18 protein-coding genes and 1 riboswitch are annotated in these 17,239 nt (G+C 62.8%); of the genes, 16 read left to right on the plus strand and 2 right to left on the minus strand.

Annotation, left to right across the window (positions count from 1 at the left end; all coding sequences use genetic code 11):
* Positions 1 to 2: 2 nt before the first annotated feature.
* Entirely contained in the window at positions 3 to 1,745 is a 1,743-nt protein-coding gene (thiC, locus tag AC1L6K_RS09685; protein WP_480952475.1) for a phosphomethylpyrimidine synthase ThiC, read from the minus strand.
* Positions 1,742 to 1,852, minus strand: a riboswitch (TPP riboswitch). It overlaps the preceding gene by 4 nt.
* 50 nt (positions 1,853 to 1,902) lie before the next feature.
* On the opposite strand from thiC, the gene AC1L6K_RS09690 reads away from it, so the two are divergent.
* The 12 genes from AC1L6K_RS09690 (at position 1,903) to AC1L6K_RS09745 (ending at position 10,172) form a co-directional block, all read left to right on the plus strand.
* Complete coding sequence (locus AC1L6K_RS09690) at positions 1,903 to 2,415, plus strand: GNAT family N-acetyltransferase (protein ID WP_480952476.1); 513 nt, start codon at positions 1,903 to 1,905, stop codon at positions 2,413 to 2,415.
* Positions 2,416 to 2,470: 55 nt separating this feature from the next.
* A complete protein-coding gene (locus tag AC1L6K_RS09695) occupies positions 2,471 to 3,355 on the plus strand; it encodes a VOC family protein (RefSeq protein WP_480952477.1) in 885 nt (294 codons plus the stop codon).
* Positions 3,356 to 3,412: 57 nt separating this feature from the next.
* Positions 3,413 to 3,865, plus strand: coding sequence for a hypothetical protein (locus AC1L6K_RS09700; protein ID WP_480952478.1), 453 nt, complete (start codon positions 3,413 to 3,415; stop codon positions 3,863 to 3,865).
* Positions 3,866 to 4,525: 660 nt separating this feature from the next.
* Complete coding sequence (gene rpsP, locus AC1L6K_RS09705; RefSeq protein WP_480952479.1) at positions 4,526 to 4,933, plus strand: 30S ribosomal protein S16; 408 nt, start codon at positions 4,526 to 4,528, stop codon at positions 4,931 to 4,933.
* 1 nt (position 4,934) lies between these two features.
* Positions 4,935 to 5,177 carry an RNA-binding protein gene (locus AC1L6K_RS09710; protein WP_480952480.1) on the plus strand — a complete coding sequence of 81 codons (243 nt, stop codon included), beginning with the start codon at positions 4,935 to 4,937 and terminating at the stop codon, positions 5,175 to 5,177.
* A gap of 138 nt (positions 5,178 to 5,315) precedes the next feature.
* Positions 5,316 to 5,885, plus strand: a complete 570-nt coding sequence (rimM, locus tag AC1L6K_RS09715) for a ribosome maturation factor RimM (protein WP_480952481.1) — start codon at positions 5,316 to 5,318, stop codon at positions 5,883 to 5,885.
* Positions 5,885 to 6,682 carry a tRNA (guanosine(37)-N1)-methyltransferase TrmD gene (gene trmD / locus AC1L6K_RS09720; protein WP_480952482.1) on the plus strand — a complete coding sequence of 266 codons (798 nt, stop codon included), beginning with the start codon at positions 5,885 to 5,887 and terminating at the stop codon, positions 6,680 to 6,682. The genes rimM and trmD overlap by 1 nt, the downstream gene beginning before the upstream one ends.
* Positions 6,683 to 6,950: 268 nt before the next feature.
* The gene (gene rplS / locus AC1L6K_RS09725) at positions 6,951 to 7,310 is read left to right on the plus strand and encodes a 50S ribosomal protein L19 (protein WP_480952483.1); all 360 of its coding nucleotides are present in this window, start codon (positions 6,951 to 6,953) and stop codon (positions 7,308 to 7,310) included.
* 16 nt (positions 7,311 to 7,326) lie between these two features.
* Positions 7,327 to 7,986 carry a signal peptidase I gene (gene lepB / locus AC1L6K_RS09730; protein WP_480952484.1) on the plus strand — a complete coding sequence of 220 codons (660 nt, stop codon included), beginning with the start codon at positions 7,327 to 7,329 and terminating at the stop codon, positions 7,984 to 7,986.
* Between the two features lie 90 nt (positions 7,987 to 8,076).
* A complete protein-coding gene (lepB, locus tag AC1L6K_RS09735; protein WP_480952485.1) occupies positions 8,077 to 9,093 on the plus strand; it encodes a signal peptidase I in 1,017 nt (338 codons plus the stop codon).
* Positions 9,093 to 9,767: a ribonuclease HII gene (locus AC1L6K_RS09740; protein ID WP_480952486.1), complete on the plus strand. Its 675-nt coding sequence runs from the start codon at positions 9,093 to 9,095 to the stop codon at positions 9,765 to 9,767. Before lepB (AC1L6K_RS09735) ends, AC1L6K_RS09740 begins: the two co-directional genes overlap by 1 nt.
* A 72-nt stretch (positions 9,768 to 9,839) precedes the next feature.
* Positions 9,840 to 10,172, plus strand: coding sequence for a DUF2469 domain-containing protein (locus AC1L6K_RS09745; protein WP_444531669.1), 333 nt, complete (start codon positions 9,840 to 9,842; stop codon positions 10,170 to 10,172).
* Positions 10,173 to 10,240: 68 nt separating this feature from the next.
* Here the strand turns inward: AC1L6K_RS09745 and AC1L6K_RS09750 are convergent, their stop codons facing one another.
* The gene (locus AC1L6K_RS09750) at positions 10,241 to 10,627 is read right to left on the minus strand and encodes a winged helix-turn-helix transcriptional regulator (RefSeq protein WP_480952487.1); all 387 of its coding nucleotides are present in this window, start codon (positions 10,625 to 10,627) and stop codon (positions 10,241 to 10,243) included.
* 146 nt (positions 10,628 to 10,773) lie between these two features.
* Here AC1L6K_RS09750 and AC1L6K_RS09755 point away from each other — a divergent pair, with 146 nt between their 5' ends.
* The 4 genes from AC1L6K_RS09755 to AC1L6K_RS09770 all read left to right on the plus strand — a co-directional run bounded on the left by AC1L6K_RS09755 (position 10,774) and on the right by AC1L6K_RS09770 (position 17,061).
* The gene (locus tag AC1L6K_RS09755; protein ID WP_480952488.1) at positions 10,774 to 11,418 is read left to right on the plus strand and encodes an NAD(P)-dependent oxidoreductase; all 645 of its coding nucleotides are present in this window, start codon (positions 10,774 to 10,776) and stop codon (positions 11,416 to 11,418) included.
* 277 nt (positions 11,419 to 11,695) lie between these two features.
* Positions 11,696 to 13,870, plus strand: a complete 2,175-nt coding sequence (betT, locus tag AC1L6K_RS09760; RefSeq protein ID WP_480952489.1) for a choline BCCT transporter BetT — start codon at positions 11,696 to 11,698, stop codon at positions 13,868 to 13,870.
* On the plus strand, positions 13,867 to 15,465 hold the full coding sequence (locus tag AC1L6K_RS09765; protein WP_480952490.1) for an aldehyde dehydrogenase family protein: 1,599 nt from the start codon (positions 13,867 to 13,869) through the stop codon (positions 15,463 to 15,465). Before betT ends, AC1L6K_RS09765 begins: the two co-directional genes overlap by 4 nt.
* A gap of 3 nt (positions 15,466 to 15,468) precedes the next feature.
* A complete protein-coding gene (locus tag AC1L6K_RS09770; protein WP_480952491.1) occupies positions 15,469 to 17,061 on the plus strand; it encodes a GMC family oxidoreductase in 1,593 nt (530 codons plus the stop codon).
* Positions 17,062 to 17,239: the final 178 nt, after the last annotated feature.

Genomic DNA, 17,239 nt, shown 5'->3' on the forward strand with positions numbered 1-17,239 from the left:
ACTTATTTGCGGAGGACCGCCAATTCGGGCAGGTACACCTTGGCTCCGGCGGCCAGGAATTCCGCACTCTTGGTCGCCATACCGCCGGCAATCTCCTCTTGTTGCGCCGCCGTTCCAAAGGTGTCCCTGATGTCTTGGCTGATCTTCATGGAGCAAAATTTCGGACCGCACATGGAACAAAAATGCGCGGTCTTGGCTGTTTCTGCCGGGAGCGTCTCGTCGTGGAAGGCCTCGGCTGTGGCTGGATCAAGGGACAGTGAGAATTGGTCACGCCAGCGGAATTCAAACCGTGCCTTGGACAATGCGTCATCACGGTCCCGGGCGCCGGGATGCCCCTTGGCCATGTCGGCCGCGTGGGCGGCGATCTTATAGGTGATGACGCCCGTCTTGACATCATCTTTGTTTGGCAGGCCCAGATGTTCTTTGGGCGTGACGTAGCACAGCATGGCCGTACCGTACCGGGCGATTTCGGTGGCGCCGATTGCGGACGTGATGTGGTCGTACCCCGGGGCAATGTCTGTGACCAGCGGCCCCAAGGTGTAGAACGGCGCCCCGTCGCACAGCTCTTGTTGTCGCTCAACGTTCTCGCGCACCAGATGGAACGGGATGTGGCCCGGCCCCTCCACCATGACCTGAACATCGTAGCTCCAGGCCCGCCTGGTCAGTTCGGCCAGGGTGTCCAGCTCGGCAAACTGGGCAGCGTCGTTGGCATCGGCCGTGGAGCCTGGACGCAGGCCGTCGCCCAAGGAAAATGCAACGTCATACCGGGCAAAGATTTCGCACAGCTCATCAAAATGCGTGTACAGGAAATTCTCCTGGTGGTGGGCGAGGCACCAGCCGGCCATGATTGAGCCGCCGCGGGAGACGATTCCCGTGACGCGGTTGGCCGTGAGCGGGACGTAGCGCAGCAGCACGCCGGCGTGGATGGTCATGTAGTCCACGCCTTGTTCGCACTGTTCTATGACGGTGTCGCGGAAAATGTCCCACGTGAGGTTGTGGGCTTCACCGTTGACCTTTTCCAATGCCTGATAGATGGGCACGGTGCCAATGGGGACCGGGGAATTGCGGATGATCCATTCACGCGTCGTGTGAATGTCGTTGCCGGTTGAAAGGTCCATGACGGTGTCCGCACCCCACAGCGTGGCCCACTGCATCTTGTCCACCTCTTCGGCGATGGAGCTCGTAACGGCCGAATTGCCGATGTTCGCATTGATCTTCACCAAGAACGCCTTGCCAATGATCATGGGTTCGGATTCGGGGTGGTTGATGTTGCTGGGGATGATGGCCCGGCCCGCCGCCAACTCGCTGCGAACGAGTTCGACCGGGCAATCTTCACGCAGCGCCACGAACCTCATTTCGGCAGTGACGACGCCGGCCCTTGCGTAGTGCATCTGGGTCACCGTGCGCCCGGCCAGGGATCGCAGGGGAGTGCGTTGCGTGCCTTGCCATTCCGCGGACGCTGCGCCGCGCCGCTGGGCTGAGCGGCCGTCGTCGAGCAGTTCACGCCTGCGCCCCTGGTAATTCTCGGTGTCCTCCCGAGCCGTGATCCAGGGATCCCGCAAGAGTGGCAGTCCGCGGACAGGGTCGCTGCCCGGCCCCGCGGTGCGGTACACCTGAAAGGGTGGATTGGGGCGGCCGGGACCGGATTCATCCAGTGAAATGGAGGTTACGGGAACGCTTAGCCCGTGCTGTTCGTCCTTGAGGTGGGAAAGCGTGTGGGCAAGGCTTTGTTCAGTGACACTCATGGGTGAAACTCACTTCCTTCGCCGGCATTACCCGGACAGGTTCAACGGTCCAGGGCAGCTTCAGCCCATGTCTCAGCCCCTGCTTCGGGGCTCCCGTGTGGTCAAGAACGAAGCTACACGATCAACGGGGGCCGGTGTCAAGCCGTAGGATCGGTGCATGCTTGAAATACGTCCGGCCGCATTGAGTGAGTTTGCGCTTCTGCCGTCCATCGAGGCCGACGCAGACGCGGCGTTTGAAACGTTGGATCCACCCATGGACATTTCCGAGTTCCCGCCGGCAGGGACGGCCGACGATTACGCCTCTGCCTTCCATATCATGGTTGCCGGCAGGCCTCCGATGGCCTTCGTTCGCCTGGAAATCGTCGACGGCCAGGCCCACTTGGAACAACTCGCCGTCAGCCCCGACTATGCGCGCCAAGGCATCGGGCGCGCACTTGTCACCGCCGCAAAGGCGTGGGCCCGGGAAGCCGGATTCAGCACGATGACGCTGTGCACCTTCGCCGAGATTCCCTTCAACGGCCCGTTTTATGCCAGCTGCGGGTTTGCCGAAGTTCCGCGGCGGCACTTGACGCCCGGGCTGATTGCCCTGCGGGCGGAGGAAATGGGGCGGGGAATGGATGACCTGGCCCGGCGCATTGTCATGGAAGCCAAACTGCCACCCAAGGAATAACTTGAAGCTTCAAGTAGTTGACGCTAGTATGAGTGCAACGAACCTTGGAGAGAAAATGACCACGCAACAAGACCTGCTGTCCGCCGACCTCACCATGGGCACCGTGATGCTCAGGGTCGGCGACATGACACTGATGAGCAACTACTACCAAAAGGCGCTTGGCCTGGACGTTGTTGCCGAAGCCGACGGCGGCCAGTACCTGGGCCGCGGCAGCACCCCGCTGGTGCATCTGCAGCCCGCCGGCGGCCTTCACGTTCCGGGGCGCGGGGAAGCCGGCCTGTTCCACACGGCGCTGCTCTTTGACGATCAGGCGTCCCTTGCCGCCACCGTCGCCACGGCCGCCCAGTACAGCCCGCAGGCATTTGCCGGCAGCGCCGACCACCTGGTGTCCGAAGCCTTCTACTTCACCGATCCGGAGGGCAACGGCATTGAGCTCTACTGGGACCGCCCCCGCGACGCCTGGACCTGGAAGAACGGCGAAGTCGAGATGGCTTCCCTTGCGCTCTCTCCGCAGCAGTACCTCGAGCAGCACCTGACCGAGGAATCCGTTGTCGGCCAGCGCCAGTCCGGGGCCGACATCGGGCACGTCCACCTGCAGGTTGGCGACGTGAAGACCGCGGAGCAGTTCTATGTTGACACGCTCGGTTTTGAAAAGACCTCCGGCTTCCACGGCCAGGCCTTGTTCGTCTCGGCCGGCGGCTACCACCACCACATGGCCATGAACGTGTGGAACAGCCGCGGCGCCGGCCCCCGCAAGGACACCCTGGGCCTCGGTGAGGTGCTGATCCAGCTGCCCAAGACGGACGACGTCGGGGCCCTCCATGCGCGGTTGACCCACCATGGCATTTCCGTCGCCAACACGGGCGCCGAGATTGTCTTTGACGATCCGTGGAAGAACCGGATTCGGGTTAGTGTTGGTTCCGGACACCCAGCCGTGTAAAGCGGCTGGCGCCCCGGAAGCCAAACGGCCCGGAACCTCAACTTGAAAGGCTTATGCGTGGCCAATTACTCAGAGTTCTTCATCGCCGACCACCACCAGGCCGTCGCCCGGGCGAAAGCCAGGATGACAGGAAAAACACCCTCCATCGATGTGCCGGTCCTGCCGACACCCGGCCTGAGCGATTTTGAGATTGAAGTGCTGGGCGAGTTTGCCGTCAAGAAGGTCCATGCAACCGGCGTCGCCGCCGAGCTGAGCCTTGTCGACATCGAACTCGACACGCTGTTTGCTGTTCCGGATGCGCTCCTTGAGGTCTTCGCCGAGCTGAACGACCCCGAGGATCCGGAGGACGTTGTGGACCTGGCTGCCGAATGGGCCGCCGCCGAGGAAATGGAATCCACCCCCGAGGTGACCGAGCCGCTGTTACGCGCCCTGACAGCAATGTCGGCTGCAACCCTTTCGGCCGCCGAGGAAAACGCAAAAATGAGCCTGTTCTTCTACTCCGCAGAGTAGCCGCCGGGCTCCTTCGTGGCGGAGCGCCGTCGGAGCCGGGCTCCATCCCGGCGGTGCTCCATCCCGTTGGTGCTCCACCACGGCTGAGTGCCGTCGGGGCCCGGTTGGCCAGAACATGATCCCGATCCCTCCACGTGATTCCGGAATTCCGGCATCGTTTGGCGGGATCGGGATCATTTTTTGCGTTCCCGAACACCTCTGGCCAGCCGATTGCGCCGAAAATGCCCGCAACCCGCGGCTGTGGCGCGCCCGTTCGGTGAACATGACCCCAACTCGCGAAATAGGTGCATGTTGTGGGTCGTTTCGCGAGTTCGGCTCATCTTCGGCGAACTCCGCAATTGAGACTGCAGATGGGGCGGGACGCCCAGCGGAAAGTGCAGGAGCGTCGGGGTAGACACCCCCTGAGCTGCAGGAGCGTCCGGGCGGAGCTGTGCGCCGTCGGGCATCCGCGTTATGGGGCAGGTGGGGCACCTCATGACCGGATGTGCACGCAACACGTCGCACAGCTCGAAGTTTTTCTGGCATAATGAACAGGTACTCGATCCGCGTGGCCCCTCTCTCCGCGTGTAGGTCTTGTCCTTAGAAATCCGTCGAACGGCCCGCCCCACGGGAGCGTGACACGGAATTCGCCCCTTTTTCGAACCAGGAGTAACCACAAAAGTGGCCGTAAAGATTCGCCTTAAGCGCTTTGGTAAGATGCGCGCACCGTACTACCGCATCGTCGTCATGGACTCACGCGCCAAGCGTGATGGCCGTGCCATCGAAGAGATCGGCAAGTACCACCCGACGGAACAGCCTTCATTCATTGAGGTCAAGTCCGATCGTGCCCAGTACTGGCTCGGAGTCGGCGCACAGCCGTCCGAGCAGGTCTTCAAGCTTTTGAAGATCACCGGTGACTGGCAGAAGTTCAAGGGCATCAAGGGCGCCGAAGGCACCTTGAGGACCAAGGCCCCGAAGGAAGCATTCGTTGCTCCCGAGGCCAAGAACGTCGTTGTCAAGGAAGCCATCACCAAGAAGGCCAAGAAGGCCGACGAGGATGAGACTGCCGAAAGCACCGAGGCCGAGTAACTTGTTGGCTGAAGCGCTGGAGCACCTGGTCAAAGGGATAGTTGACTCTCCCGAAGACGTACAGGTGAGCGTCAAGAACAACCGCCGCGGGGAATCCCTCGAGGTGCGCGTTCATCAGGACGACCTGGGCCGGGTTATTGGCCGACAGGGCCGCACCGCCCGTGCCTTGCGCACAGTGGTAGCCGCTCTGGCCGACGGTGAACCGGTGCGTGTCGACGTCGTCGACACAGACCGCCGCCGCTAACCTGCCGCCCGGAGGCTCGTGACCCGCTTGCGGAGCACGTAGTTTTCAGCAGTAAAGCCAAATGTTTGGCCCCGGCACCATAATGGTGACGGGGCCAAATTTTTTCCCCATTATTTTAGAAAGTACTTAGGAGTACTCATGCAGGTTCAGGTTGCCCGAATTGGCAAGCCCCACGGTATCAAGGGCGAAGTGACGGCCCTGGTCCTCACCGACGCCCCCGATTCCCGGTTCGCGGTCGGCGCCGAGTTCGTTGTGGAGCCGGCAGCGCTTGGCACCCTGACGGTCAAGAGCTCGCGCTGGAACAAGGACATCCTGCTGCTCGGCTTCGAAGGCACCACCACCCGCAACGAAGCGGAGCTGTTGCGCGGCGCCACGTTGTACTTCGAATCCGAAGATGACGAGGACGACGACGCCTGGTACGAACACGAGCTGCTGAACCTTGAGGTTCGGGTCGGCAAGGCGAAGGTTGGCAAGGTCACCGGCCTGCGCACCCTGGCCGTCCAGGACCTGCTCATCGTCGAGGACAATGACGGCGATGAAGTGTTGGTTCCCTTCGTCGACGAGATCGTCCCGGAAGTGAACATTGAGGACGGCTATGTGCTGCTGACCCCTCCCGCCGGCCTTTTTACCGTGAACAAGGAAGCATCCGAAAACGATGAATCCGGCGAGGCGGCAGACCTGACAGGCACGGAAGGAACGCCCGAATAATGCGTTTTGACGTAGTCAGCATTTTCCCGGAGTACCTGGCACCCCTGGAGCTGAGCCTCATCGGCAAGGCCCGCACCGAGGGGATCCTGGAACTTGTTGTGCATGACCTGCGCAGCTACACCGCCGACAGGCACCGCACCGTCGACGACACCCCCTACGGCGGCGGGGCCGGCATGGTCATGAAGCCGGAACCCTGGGCACAGTCCCTGACTGACATCGCCGCAGCCTCCTCCATGTCCGACGGCGGGAAGCCCACCTTGATCGTGCCGTCACCTGCCGGGGAAGTGTTCAACCAGCAACTTGCCTACGAACTGGCAGCGGAAGAACACCTGGTCTTTGCCTGCGGCCGCTACGAAGGCATTGATGAACGCGTCCTGGAATGGGCAGCCGATGACTACATCGTCCGCCCCGTCAGTCTGGGGGACTACGTCCTCAATGGCGGCGAGGTGGCAGTGTTGGCCATGGTGGAGGCCATCGGCCGGCTGATCCCCGGCGTCGTCGGCAATCCCGAATCCCTCGTCGAGGAATCCCATGCTGACGGCCTACTGGAATACCCCGTCTACACCAAGCCCTCCAGCTGGCGCGAGCGTGACGTTCCCGAGGTGCTGCTCAGCGGCAACCACGGCAAGATTGCCAAGTTCCGCAAGGAATTGCAGCTGCGCCGGACGGCCGACCGACGGCCGGACCTGATCGACGCCCTGGACGTCTCCAAGTTCAGCAAAACGGACCGGAACGTGCTCTGGGACCTGGGCTACGCCGTCGTCGATGGCAGGGCAGTTCGCCGCGACAGCGAATGAGCCGCGCAGTCGGATGGGCCGTGACGGAGTCAGCGCCGTCGCGATGCCGGCTGAATTAGTTGTTGGGCCGCGAACTGTGGCAAAATAAGGTCATGTGCCTACTGGGCGCGTTCCTGCCACAGGGGGAGCGTTAGTCAACAGCGAGGCACACCGGTCATCCATCCGAGGTATCCGGTCCAATTTTTCGATTTCCATGACTGGCACTATGCCGTCCATGAAAGTCGTGACACAAAGTAAATGACCTGTGGCGTTTACCTGGAGTGAGAAAATGCATCTTCTCGATTCTGTTGACGCAGCCAGCCTGCGCAGCGACATCCCCCCCTTCCGTGCCGGCGACACCCTCAATGTTCACGTGAACATTATTGAAGGTTCCCGCTCGCGTGTCCAGGTGTTCAAGGGCTTTGTCCTTGGCCGCCACGGCGATGGCCTCCGCGAGACCTTCACGGTCCGCAAGATCTCCTTCGGCGTCGGCGTCGAGCGTACTTTCCCGGTGCACTCCCCGGTTCTGGACAAGATCGAAGTCGTCACCAAGGGTGATGTTCGTCGCGCCAAGCTGTACTACATGCGCAATCTGCGAGGCAAGGCAGCAAAGATCAAGGAAAAGCGCGACAACGTTCCCGCCAAGTAACAAAGGGAATCGCACTTTGACTCAAGCGAAACGCCAGTCCAGGAAACTGGGCTGGCGTTTTGTTGTTGTGGCAGTGGCCATCATCTTCGTGTTCCTGGCGCTGGTGCGCAACGCCCTGGTGGACGTGTATTACATCCCCTCGGGCTCGATGGAACCGCTTCTTCTGACCGGCGACCGGGTTTTGGTCTCCCGTTTGGCATTTGCCAATCATCCCATTGAGCGCGGCGACGTCGTGGTGTTTGACGGCAGGGGTTCCTTCACGCCGCTGAAATCGGGTGCGGGCCCTGTTGCTGACGGGGTTGTTGCCGCGGGGCAGTGGCTCGGGTTGGTGCCCAACGACCACATTTACGTCAAGCGTGTGCTGGGTGTTGCCGGCGACACCGTCAAGTGCTGCTCGGCCGACGGGCTCCTGGAGGTCAACGGTGTTCCCGTGACTGAGAGTTACCTGCATCCTGGTGATGAGCCCAGCGAGTTGAAGTTCGAGGTGACGGTCCCACAGGGTAAATTGTGGCTTATGGGTGATCACCGGAGTGTCTCGCTGGATTCACGCTCACTCCTGGGTGCCCCCGGCGGCGGTTTGATTTCCACGTCAAAGGTCATTGGTTCGCCTCTTGCAACTGTGTGGCCGTTGGGGCGGCTGCACCTGATTGACAGCGATGGAGCTGCCCTGCCGTAGCCGCGGTGGTGCAGGTGCCGGCGGCCTTCGCGCCGGCAGCGGTGTGTCCGAGAATTCTTTGACCTGATTTTGCTAAGGAAATATACGTTGATGCAAGAAAGTGAGCCGGGTCAACCCGGCGGCGCCGAACCCCACAATGATGGCGCCCAGGAATCCCCCGAAGAACGGGTGCAGCAAGACCTGCGGGCCCGCCATTCGAACGCGGGCCGCCACAACGCCAAGGCCGGCGTGAACAGCAACGACGACACCAATACCAACGACGGCGGTCAGCCCGGCAGCACGGATGACGCCAACGCTGCCTCCGATGCGGTCGCCGCCGACGGCACCCCCGCCCCCGAGCCGGCCACCCGCGCCGGCTCCGGCACCGCCAGCTCTGGCACTGCCACCGAGCGCCTGGGCCGACAGGTCTGGTCGTGGGTCAAGGAGCTGCTGATCATCATCGTCATTGCAGTTGTCCTCTCATTCTTGATCAAGACGTTCTTGTTCCGGGCCTTTTTCATCCCCTCCGGGTCGATGGAAAACACGCTGCAAATCCAGGACAGGATTTTTGTGAACCTGCTGGTGCCCGAACCAATGGGCCTCAAACGCGGCGACGTCGTCGTGTTCAAGGACTCCCAGGGCTGGCTGAATTCCGAGCCTGCCAGCGACGGCCCCATTGGCTGGGTCGGCGACGTTGCGACCTTCATTGGGCTGGCGCCCGACAACTCCCAGCAGCACCTCGTCAAGCGCGTCATCGGACTGCCGGGGGACCACGTCATGTGCTGCAGCGCCGATGGAAAGCTGAGCGTCAACGGCGTGGCAATAACCGAACCCTATCTGTTCCCGGGGGCGGCGCCGTCGGATACCACCTTTGATGTCATCGTTCCCGAAGGGCACCTGTGGGTCATGGGGGACCACCGCAACAACTCCCAGGACTCCCGCTTCCACAACAGCTCCAACCACACCGGGTTCGTGCCCGTAGCAGATGTTGAGGGCAGGGCCGTGGTCGTGGCCTGGCCGGTGACCCACTGGGGCATCCTGGGCAACTACCCCGACGTTTTCAACGATGTCCCCGACTCCGCCAGCTCCAGCGTCGGCTCGCAGCAGCACGTCCCGGCAGGCGAGTAATGGCTGCAGCCGCACCCACCCTTGACTGGGAACGCGAACTCGTTTCGCAGGGCTATCAATTTGTTGCCGGCTGTGATGAGGTGGGCCGCGGATCGCTGGCAGGCCCCGTCAGTGTTGGCGTGGTCATCATCCATGCAGCCACGGCCACGGAACTTCCCGGCGTGAAGGACAGCAAACTGCTGCGCATTCCGGTGCGCCAGGCACTGGTTCCCGACATCATCGACTGGGCCGAAGCAAGCGCAGTGGGGCACGCCGAAGCGCACGAAATTGATTCCGTGGGCCTGGTGGGCGCCCTTCGCCTCGCCGGCCAACGAGCCATGGCCCAGGCCGCCCAGGTGCTGATCCCCGACTTTGTCATTTTGGACGGCAACCAGGACTGGCTGTCCGAACCGGTACAGGGAGACCTTGACCTGTTTGCGGCGGCACTGCCACCAGCCCCCGTCGCACCGTGGCGGATTCAGACGCGCATCAAGGCCGACCTGACCTGCCAGTCGGTTGCCGCCGCCAGTGTGCTGGCCAAGGTGGAGCGTGACGGCATCATGAGCGGCCTGGCTAAACAGTTTCCCGCCTTCGGCTGGGAATCCAACATGGGCTACGGCACTGTGGCGCACCGGTCCGCGATTGCCGAACTCGGCCCCACCGACCACCACCGCAAGACCTGGCGGCTCGTCTAGTTTCAGCCACCGCCATTTCAGTGCTTTCGCGTCCGTTGGGTAAGTGGGCCCCTCGTGATGGATGATGGAAGCATGAGCGCTGAGGATCTGGAAAACTACGAAACCGATATGGAGCTGCAGCTCTACCGTGAATACCGCGACGTGGTGAACCTGTTCAGCTATGTGGTTGAAACTGAACGACGGTTTTATTTGGCCAACCACGTTGATTTGCAGGCCCGTTCAGCCGACGGCGAGGTGTACTTTGACCTGACCCTGCAGGATGCGTGGGTCTGGGATGTGTACCGGACGGCCCGTTTCGTGAAAAACGTCCGGGTCATCACCTTCAAGGACGTCAACGTTGAGGAACTGATCAAGACCGACGACCTGCAGGTCCCCAAAGACAGCCAGCTCGGCCCGCTGGGCTGAGCCATCCGCCGGCCCGCTGAGCCGTCCACCGGCCGGCCGGGCTGCGCCACCCGCGGCTTGGAGCGGGGTCAGCTTTTTCGTGCCTGCTCCGGATGTCCGGCGTCGTACAGCACGCGGGCGTTGAGAATGTCGGGCATGTGGCCCTTGGCCCACTCTTCCAAGGCAAGTATGGGCCGGGCCAGGCTGATGCCCGAGTCCGTCAATTGGTAGTCCACGCGCGGTGGAATTTGGGCGTAAACCGTGCGGGTGGCAAGGCCGTCGCGTTCCAGGCCGCGCAGGGTCTGTGTGAGCATCTTTTGCGAGACACCGTCGACAGCGGCCGCAAGCTCGGAAAACCGCAGCGGGCCCCGGGTCAACGCGCCAACAACCAAGACAGTCCAGCGGTCGCCGATTCTGTCCAGCACCTGCCGCGAGGGGCAGTTGCGGTCGTAGGGATTCCATTCGGGCTGGTTCATGATGCTCTTTTCCAAGTTGGGCCTTCCAGGCCAGTCTATCAAGTTTTCACTCTCTATCAGCGCGTTACTCTCTATTGGAAAGTCTGTTAGTCTCTAAAGGTAAGTATTCGAAAAAGTGGCTGGTCCACAGGCGAGGAGTGTCTAAAATGGCAAGAGTCAAGGTAATCGGCGGAACCGGATATGCGGGCAGCAACATTGTTCGTGAAGCCGTCACGCGCGGCCACGAAGTGACGTCCTACAGCCGCAACCTGCCGGAGAACCCCGTTGATGGCGCCAGTTATGTCACAGGTTCCGTGCTTGATCATGCGTTTCTTGGCCAGGCTGTTTCCGACGCCGACATCGTGATTGAGACGGTGTCCCCGCGCGGCGAGATGGTGGGCAAGGTCGAAGGTGTCCTGGGGCAGCTCATCGAGCTCACCCGGGAAGCTGGTGTGCGGCTGGGCGTAGTTGGCGGCGCAGCATCCCTGCTGGTTGCTCCAGGCGGTCCCAAGTTGATGGACGCAGGCAGCTTTCCGGCAGAAATCCTGCCTGAGGCCAAAACGGGCGAGGCACTTTTGACGGCGCTGCGCGCCAGCGATGGTGAGCTTGACTGGTTCTATGTCAGCCCCGCCGGCGGATTTGGCGCCTGGGTCCCCGGGGAGGCCACCGGCAAGTTCAGGATCGGCGGGGACATCCTGCTTGTCGACGACGCGGGAGAGTCCAATATTTCAGGCGCAGACCTCGCAACTGCGGTTGTTGACGAAATTGAGTCACCGGCCCACAGCCGCCAGCGTTTCACGGTGGCCTACTAGGCCCCAGCGCCTCCTGAAAGCGGGCCGCAAGTGAGCCGCTGCCCGGGTGGGCAAAACTTATGGATGGACGACGGCGGAAGGCAGGTTCCGCCGTCGTCCATTGCCTTGCGGGGCAACAGTTTTGGACGGATCTGCGTGGTCCCGCCGGCCGGCACGGATGCAGCTTTGGATGTGACTTCCCTCCTACTTACCGGCCCGTAACATGTTCCGGGCAGCCAATTTACTGGTTGCGGCTTGTTACCATGCAGTCATGAGTCGAAACAAAAGTATCGAATCCATGCCCAAAACCAGAGGCGGACCGCCGGCCGGAACCAGCGACGAGGCCGGTGGGCGAAACCCCATCAATAAAGTGGTCTTTTTCGGTGCAGCCGGCGGCGTGTTGGCCATCGCACTTTGGGCCATCATCGACCAGGAAGGCGCGGACCTTGTCATCAGCTCGGTCGTGGGCTGGGTTGGCACCACATTTGGCTGGTATTACTCGCTCGTGGTCGTCCTGGTGCTGGCGTTCGTCATTGCCGTGGCCTTCAACAAGGTAGGCAAAACGCGGCTGGGACCTGACCACTCGCGACCCACCTTCAACCTCTTTACCTGGACGGCAATGCTGTTTGCCGCCGGCATCGGCATCGACCTGATGTTCTTCTCGGTCTCCGAGCCGGTCGCCCAATACCTGGCCCCGCCTGCGGGCGACGGCAGCAACGTTGAGGCTGCGCGCCAAGCCATGGCCTGGACCCTGTTCCACTACGGCATCCTCGGCTGGGGACTTTACGCGCTCGTTGGCCTGGCCCTGGCCTACTTCGCCTACCGCCACAACCTGCCCCTGAGCATCCGCTCGGCGCTGTACCCGATCCTGGGCAAGCGCATTCACGGCGGGCTCGGAGATGCGGTGGACATTGCCGCGGTGCTGGGCACAATTTTCGGCATCGCCACGTCCCTGGGCATCGGTGTTGCCCAGCTGAACTTTGGCTTGAACTTCATGTTTGGCATCCCCGAAAACACGTCGGTGCAAATTGCGCTGATCGCCGTTGCCGTCATCATGGCAACCGTCTCCGTGCTCACCGGCGTGGAAAAGGGAATCCGGCGCCTGTCGGAACTCAACGTCATCCTGTGCATTGCGTTGATGCTGTTCGTGCTCTTCGCCGGCAAGACCCGCTACCTGTTGGACGGGATCATCCTGAACATCGGCGACACGATCTCCCGGTTCCCGGGCATGGCACTGGACACCTTTGCCTATGACCGGCCGGACGCCTGGCTTAACAGCTGGACCTTGTTCTTCTGGGCCTGGTGGATCGCCTGGGCCCCCTTCGTCGGCTTGTTCCTGGCCCGCATCTCCCGCGGCCGGACCATCCGCCAGTTTGTCGGCGGCGTGCTCGTGGTGCCTTTTGCGTTCATCCTGCTGTGGATCTCGATCTTCGGCAACAGCGCCCTGGACCTGGTGCGCAGCGGCAACGCTGCCTTTGGCGAAATGGCCATGAACACCCCCGAACGCGGCTTTTACCTGATGCTCGACCAATACCCCGGAGCCACGTTTACGGCAGCCGTCGCAACGTTCACCGGCCTGCTGTTTTATGTCACCAGCGCCGACTCCGGTGCACTCGTCATGGCCAACTTCACCTCACGGTTGAAGGACCCCGGCGCCGACGGTGCCCAATGGGTCCGTGTCTTTTGGTCAGTCGCGACCGGGTTGCTGACGCTGTCCATGCTGCTGGTCGGGGGAGTGGCCACATTGCAAAATGCCACAGTCATCATGGGTCTGCCTTTCTCGGTGGTGTTGTTGTTCATCATGCTGGGCCTGTACAAGGCGCTTCGGGTGGAGAACGCGCTGGCCGGAAGCTACCGGGCCGGACTCCACAGCGTGCTGTCCTCGCGGGCCGAAGGCACCGGCCATGACAGCCGGCGCGGTTGGAAACAACGGCTGGCCAGCGCTGTCAACTATCCGGGCAAGCGGCAGGCCCAAAAGTTCATGACCGAGGTTGCCCGCCCCGCCTTGGAAGAAGTGCGCGACGAATTCGCCGCCCAGGGCATTGTGGCCGAGCTGGACTTCGGCACCGTGGAACCGCCAGGCATTGGCACGGCCGACCTGCTGATCCAGCATGGGGACGAGCGGGCCTTCAAGTACCAGTTGTATCCTGTCCAGCGTGAAGTGCCGACCTACGCCAGAGCTTCCGTAAAAACCGAACACTACTACCGGATGGAAGTGTTCTCACTGGAAGGCAGCCACGGCTACGACCTCTTTGGCTGCGGCCGGGAACAGGTCATTGCCGACGTGCTGGACCACTACGAAATACATGTGGCCTTCCTCCACGAAAACGGCGGAACCGCCGGAGTCAGCAAGATCGCTGAAACCAGCGAAGCCACGACCGACTGGGAGGGCGACTTCGACACTGTCGACGACGCACCCATGGCCGACGCCACCACACCACCGAACGACGCAATTGATCAGGAGAAATCATGACCGAACAACACTCTGCCGGACCGGTTGCCATCAGGGCCGGAAGCATGTTCATCGACGGCGCGTGGGCGCCCGCTGCGGCCGGAGGCACCCGCGAGATTTCCTGCCCCGCCGATGGCCAGCTCGTGGCCACGGTCTCGGAAGGGACCGCGGAAGACTCCGAACGGGCCATTGCCGCAGCCCGCGCCTCCTTTGATTCGGGCGTGTGGTCCTCCGTCCCCGCCCCGCAACGCGGAGACTTCCTGCTCAAGGTGGCCGCCCGGCTCCGGGAGCGAAAGGAAGAATTTGCCCGCGCCGAATCCGCGGACACCGGCAAACGGATCCTCGAGAGCCGGATAGACATGGACGACATCGCCGCCTGCTTTGACTACTTTGGCCGCCTGTCGGGCCAACAGGCCGGACGGATCGTTGATGCCTCGGACAACAATGTGCTCTCACGCATTGTGTACGAGCCGGTCGGTGTTTGTTCCATGATCACACCCTGGAACTACCCGCTTCTGCAGGCCTCCTGGAAGATCGCCCCGGCGCTGGCAGCCGGCTGCTCCTTCGTGCTCAAGCCCGCCGAACTGACCCCGTCCACAGCCATCTTGATGCTGGACGTGCTCGATGAGCTGGGGCTGCCCGCCGGTGTCGCCAACCTCGTCACGGGGGCCGGCGCCGCCGTCGGACCTCCCCTGTCCAGCCACCCGGACGTGGACATGGTCTCCTTCACCGGCGGACTGGTCACCGGACGCGGCATTGCCGCTTCCGCCGCCGGAACTGTCAAGAAGGTTGCCCTGGAACTCGGGGGCAAGAACCCCAACGTGATCTTCGCGGACGCAGACTTTGACGCGGCCCTGGACAACGCCCTCAACGGCGCCTTTGTGCACTCCGGCCAGGTGTGCTCCGCGGGGGCACGGCTGATTGTGGAGGAATCAATCGCCGAAGACTTCGTCAGCGAGCTGGTGCGCCGTGCGGACGGCATCCGCCTGGGCGGGCCCTATGACGAGCAGGCCGAGACCGGCCCGCTGATCTCCGCGGCCCACCTGGAAAAGGTTGATGCCTACGTCCGCAAGGGCCGGGACGAAGGTGCACGGATCCGCTGTGGCGGACGTCCTGCCTCCGCTGCTGAGGTCGGTGCCGCCAGGGGATCGGCAACAAGCAACGGAGGCGGACCGCACGCCGAGGGCCCGAGGGCGGAGGGGCACTATTACCTGCCCACTGTCATCGACCAGGTTGCTCCCGGCATGTCTGTGCTTGTCGATGAGGCGTTCGGCCCCACCGTCACTGTCGAAACGTTCCGCACCGAGGACGAAGCCGTGGCCCTGGGCAATGACACCATTTACGGTCTCGCCGGGGCAGTCTGGACCCAGGATGCCGGCAAAGCCCAGCGCGTGGCCGGCCGGCTGCGCGCCGGCACCGTCTGGATCAACGACTTCCACCCCTACCTGCCGCAGGCCGAATGGGGCGGCTATGGACAATCCGGCGTGGGCCGCGAACTGGGCCCCACCGGCCTGGGGGAGTACCAGGAAGCCAAGCACGTGTACCAAAACCTCGACCCGCAGGTCACCGGTTGGTTTGCCGACCACGACGCCCGCCCCACCCAGGAGGAGAAGTAACACATGACGACCATTGAAGAAGCAGCCAACCGCAACTTTGACTACATCATCATTGGTGGAGGTTCGGCAGGTGCTGCCGCGGCAGCCCGGCTCAGCGAAGACCCCACCGTCGAGGTGGCACTCGTGGAGGCCGGACCGGACGACCACGGGCTGCCGGAAATCCTCCAGCTTGACCGCTGGATGGAGCTGCTGGAGTCCGGACTCGACTGGGACTACCCCATCGAGGAGCAGGAAAACGGCAACTCGTTCATGCGCCACGCCCGGGCACGGGTCATGGGTGGTTGTTCCAGCCACAACTCGTGCATTGCTTTTTGGGCGCCGCGCGAAGACCTGGATGACTGGGAATCGGTGCACGGGGCCACCGGCTGGAATGCGGAGATGGGCTACCGGCTCTTCAAGCAGCTCGAAACGAATGATGACGCCGGCGCCGGGGCACCGCACCACGGCGACAGCGGACCGGTCAAGCTCATGAACGTGCCGCCGTCGGACCCTTGCGGTGTGGCCCTCCTGGACGCCTGCGAACAAGCCGGCATCCCACGGGCGAAGTTCAACGACAACACCACGGTTGTCAACGGCGCGAATTTCTTTCAGATCAATCGCCAGCCCGACGGCACCCGCGCGTCGAGCTCCGTGTCCTACATCCACCCGATCATGGACCGGAAGAACTTCACCTTGTTGACGGATTTGCGGGCCCGCGAGCTGACCTTTGACGAAGCCAACAAGTGCACGGGCGTCAACGTGGTGGACTCGGCTTTCGGCCGCACGCACACGCTGAAGGCCAGCCGCGAGGTGATCGTGTCCGCCGGGGCCATTGACACCCCGAAATTGCTGATGCTTTCGGGCATTGGCCCGGCGGAGCACCTGCGCGGGCACGGCATCACCGTACGGGTGGATTCGCCCGGCGTCGGCGAGAACCTGCAGGACCACCCCGAAGGCGTCATCCAGTGGGATGCGAAGCAGCCAATGGTGGCGGAATCCACGCAGTGGTGGGAGATCGGCATCTTCTCACCGACCCGCAGCGGCTTGGACCGCCCGGACCTGATGATGCATTACGGGTCCGTGCCGTTCGACATGCACACGCTGCGCCAGGGCTACCCGACGACGGAAAACGGCTTTTGCCTGACCCCGAATGTCACGCATGCAAAGTCGCGCGGCACCGTCAGGCTGCGCAGCCGGGACTTCCGTGACAAGCCGAAGGTGGACCCGCGCTACTTTACCGACGCCGAGGGCCACGACATGACGGTGATGATCGCCGGCATCCGCCGGGCCCGGGAAATTGTTGCCCAGCCGGCCATGGCCGAGTGGGCCGGCACGGAACTGTACCCCGGGCAGGATGTGCAAAGCGACGAAGAGATCGCCGACTACATCCGCCGCACGCACAACACCGTCTACCACCCGGCCGGCAGCGTCCGGATGGGTGCCGACGACGATGCGATGGCGCCAGTGGATCCGCAGCTGCGGGTCAAGGGCGTCACCGGATTGCGTGTGGCCGACGGCTCTGTCATGCCGGAACTCGTGACGGTGAACCCCAACATCACCACCATGATGATCGGCGAACGCTGCGCGGAACTGGTCCGTGAGGCCGCCGGCAGCTGACCTGGCAAGACCCTGCACGTTAGGCAAATAACCCTGCCAAGGCACGACGTCGGCGACCCGCCCCACCCGGGCAGGTCGCCGACGTCGTCCGTTAACCGCAGAGCAGGGCGATGGATGTTGCTCCGCCCCGGTGATGGCGGCTTTGTTCCCCCACAGGCGGTGCTGGCAGCCGGGCTGT

This window comes from Specibacter sp. BI4 (assembly GCF_056680095.1).

Bases quoted from the DNA above. Each gene is read 5' to 3' on its own strand.
- AC1L6K_RS09695 (WP_480952477.1), top strand. From the start codon at position 2,471: ATGACCACGCAACAAGACCTGCTGTCCGCCGACCTCACCATGGGCACC.
- thiC (WP_480952475.1), bottom strand. From the start codon at position 1,745: ATGAGTGTCACTGAACAAAGCCTTGCCCACACGCTTTCCCACCTCAAG.
- trmD (WP_480952482.1), top strand. From the start codon at position 5,885: ATGCGTTTTGACGTAGTCAGCATTTTCCCGGAGTACCTGGCACCCCTG.
- rplS (WP_480952483.1), top strand. From the start codon at position 6,951: ATGCATCTTCTCGATTCTGTTGACGCAGCCAGCCTGCGCAGCGACATC.
- betT (WP_480952489.1), top strand. From the start codon at position 11,696: ATGCCCAAAACCAGAGGCGGACCGCCGGCCGGAACCAGCGACGAGGCC.
- rimM (WP_480952481.1), top strand. From the start codon at position 5,316: ATGCAGGTTCAGGTTGCCCGAATTGGCAAGCCCCACGGTATCAAGGGC.
- AC1L6K_RS09770 (WP_480952491.1), top strand. From the start codon at position 15,469: ATGACGACCATTGAAGAAGCAGCCAACCGCAACTTTGACTACATCATC.
- AC1L6K_RS09690 (WP_480952476.1), top strand. From the start codon at position 1,903: ATGCTTGAAATACGTCCGGCCGCATTGAGTGAGTTTGCGCTTCTGCCG.
- AC1L6K_RS09765 (WP_480952490.1), top strand. From the start codon at position 13,867: ATGACCGAACAACACTCTGCCGGACCGGTTGCCATCAGGGCCGGAAGC.
- lepB (WP_480952485.1), top strand. From the start codon at position 8,077: ATGCAAGAAAGTGAGCCGGGTCAACCCGGCGGCGCCGAACCCCACAAT.
- AC1L6K_RS09750 (WP_480952487.1), bottom strand. From the start codon at position 10,627: ATGAACCAGCCCGAATGGAATCCCTACGACCGCAACTGCCCCTCGCGG.
- AC1L6K_RS09745 (WP_444531669.1), top strand. From the start codon at position 9,840: ATGAGCGCTGAGGATCTGGAAAACTACGAAACCGATATGGAGCTGCAG.
- AC1L6K_RS09755 (WP_480952488.1), top strand. From the start codon at position 10,774: ATGGCAAGAGTCAAGGTAATCGGCGGAACCGGATATGCGGGCAGCAAC.
- AC1L6K_RS09740 (WP_480952486.1), top strand. From the start codon at position 9,093: ATGGCTGCAGCCGCACCCACCCTTGACTGGGAACGCGAACTCGTTTCG.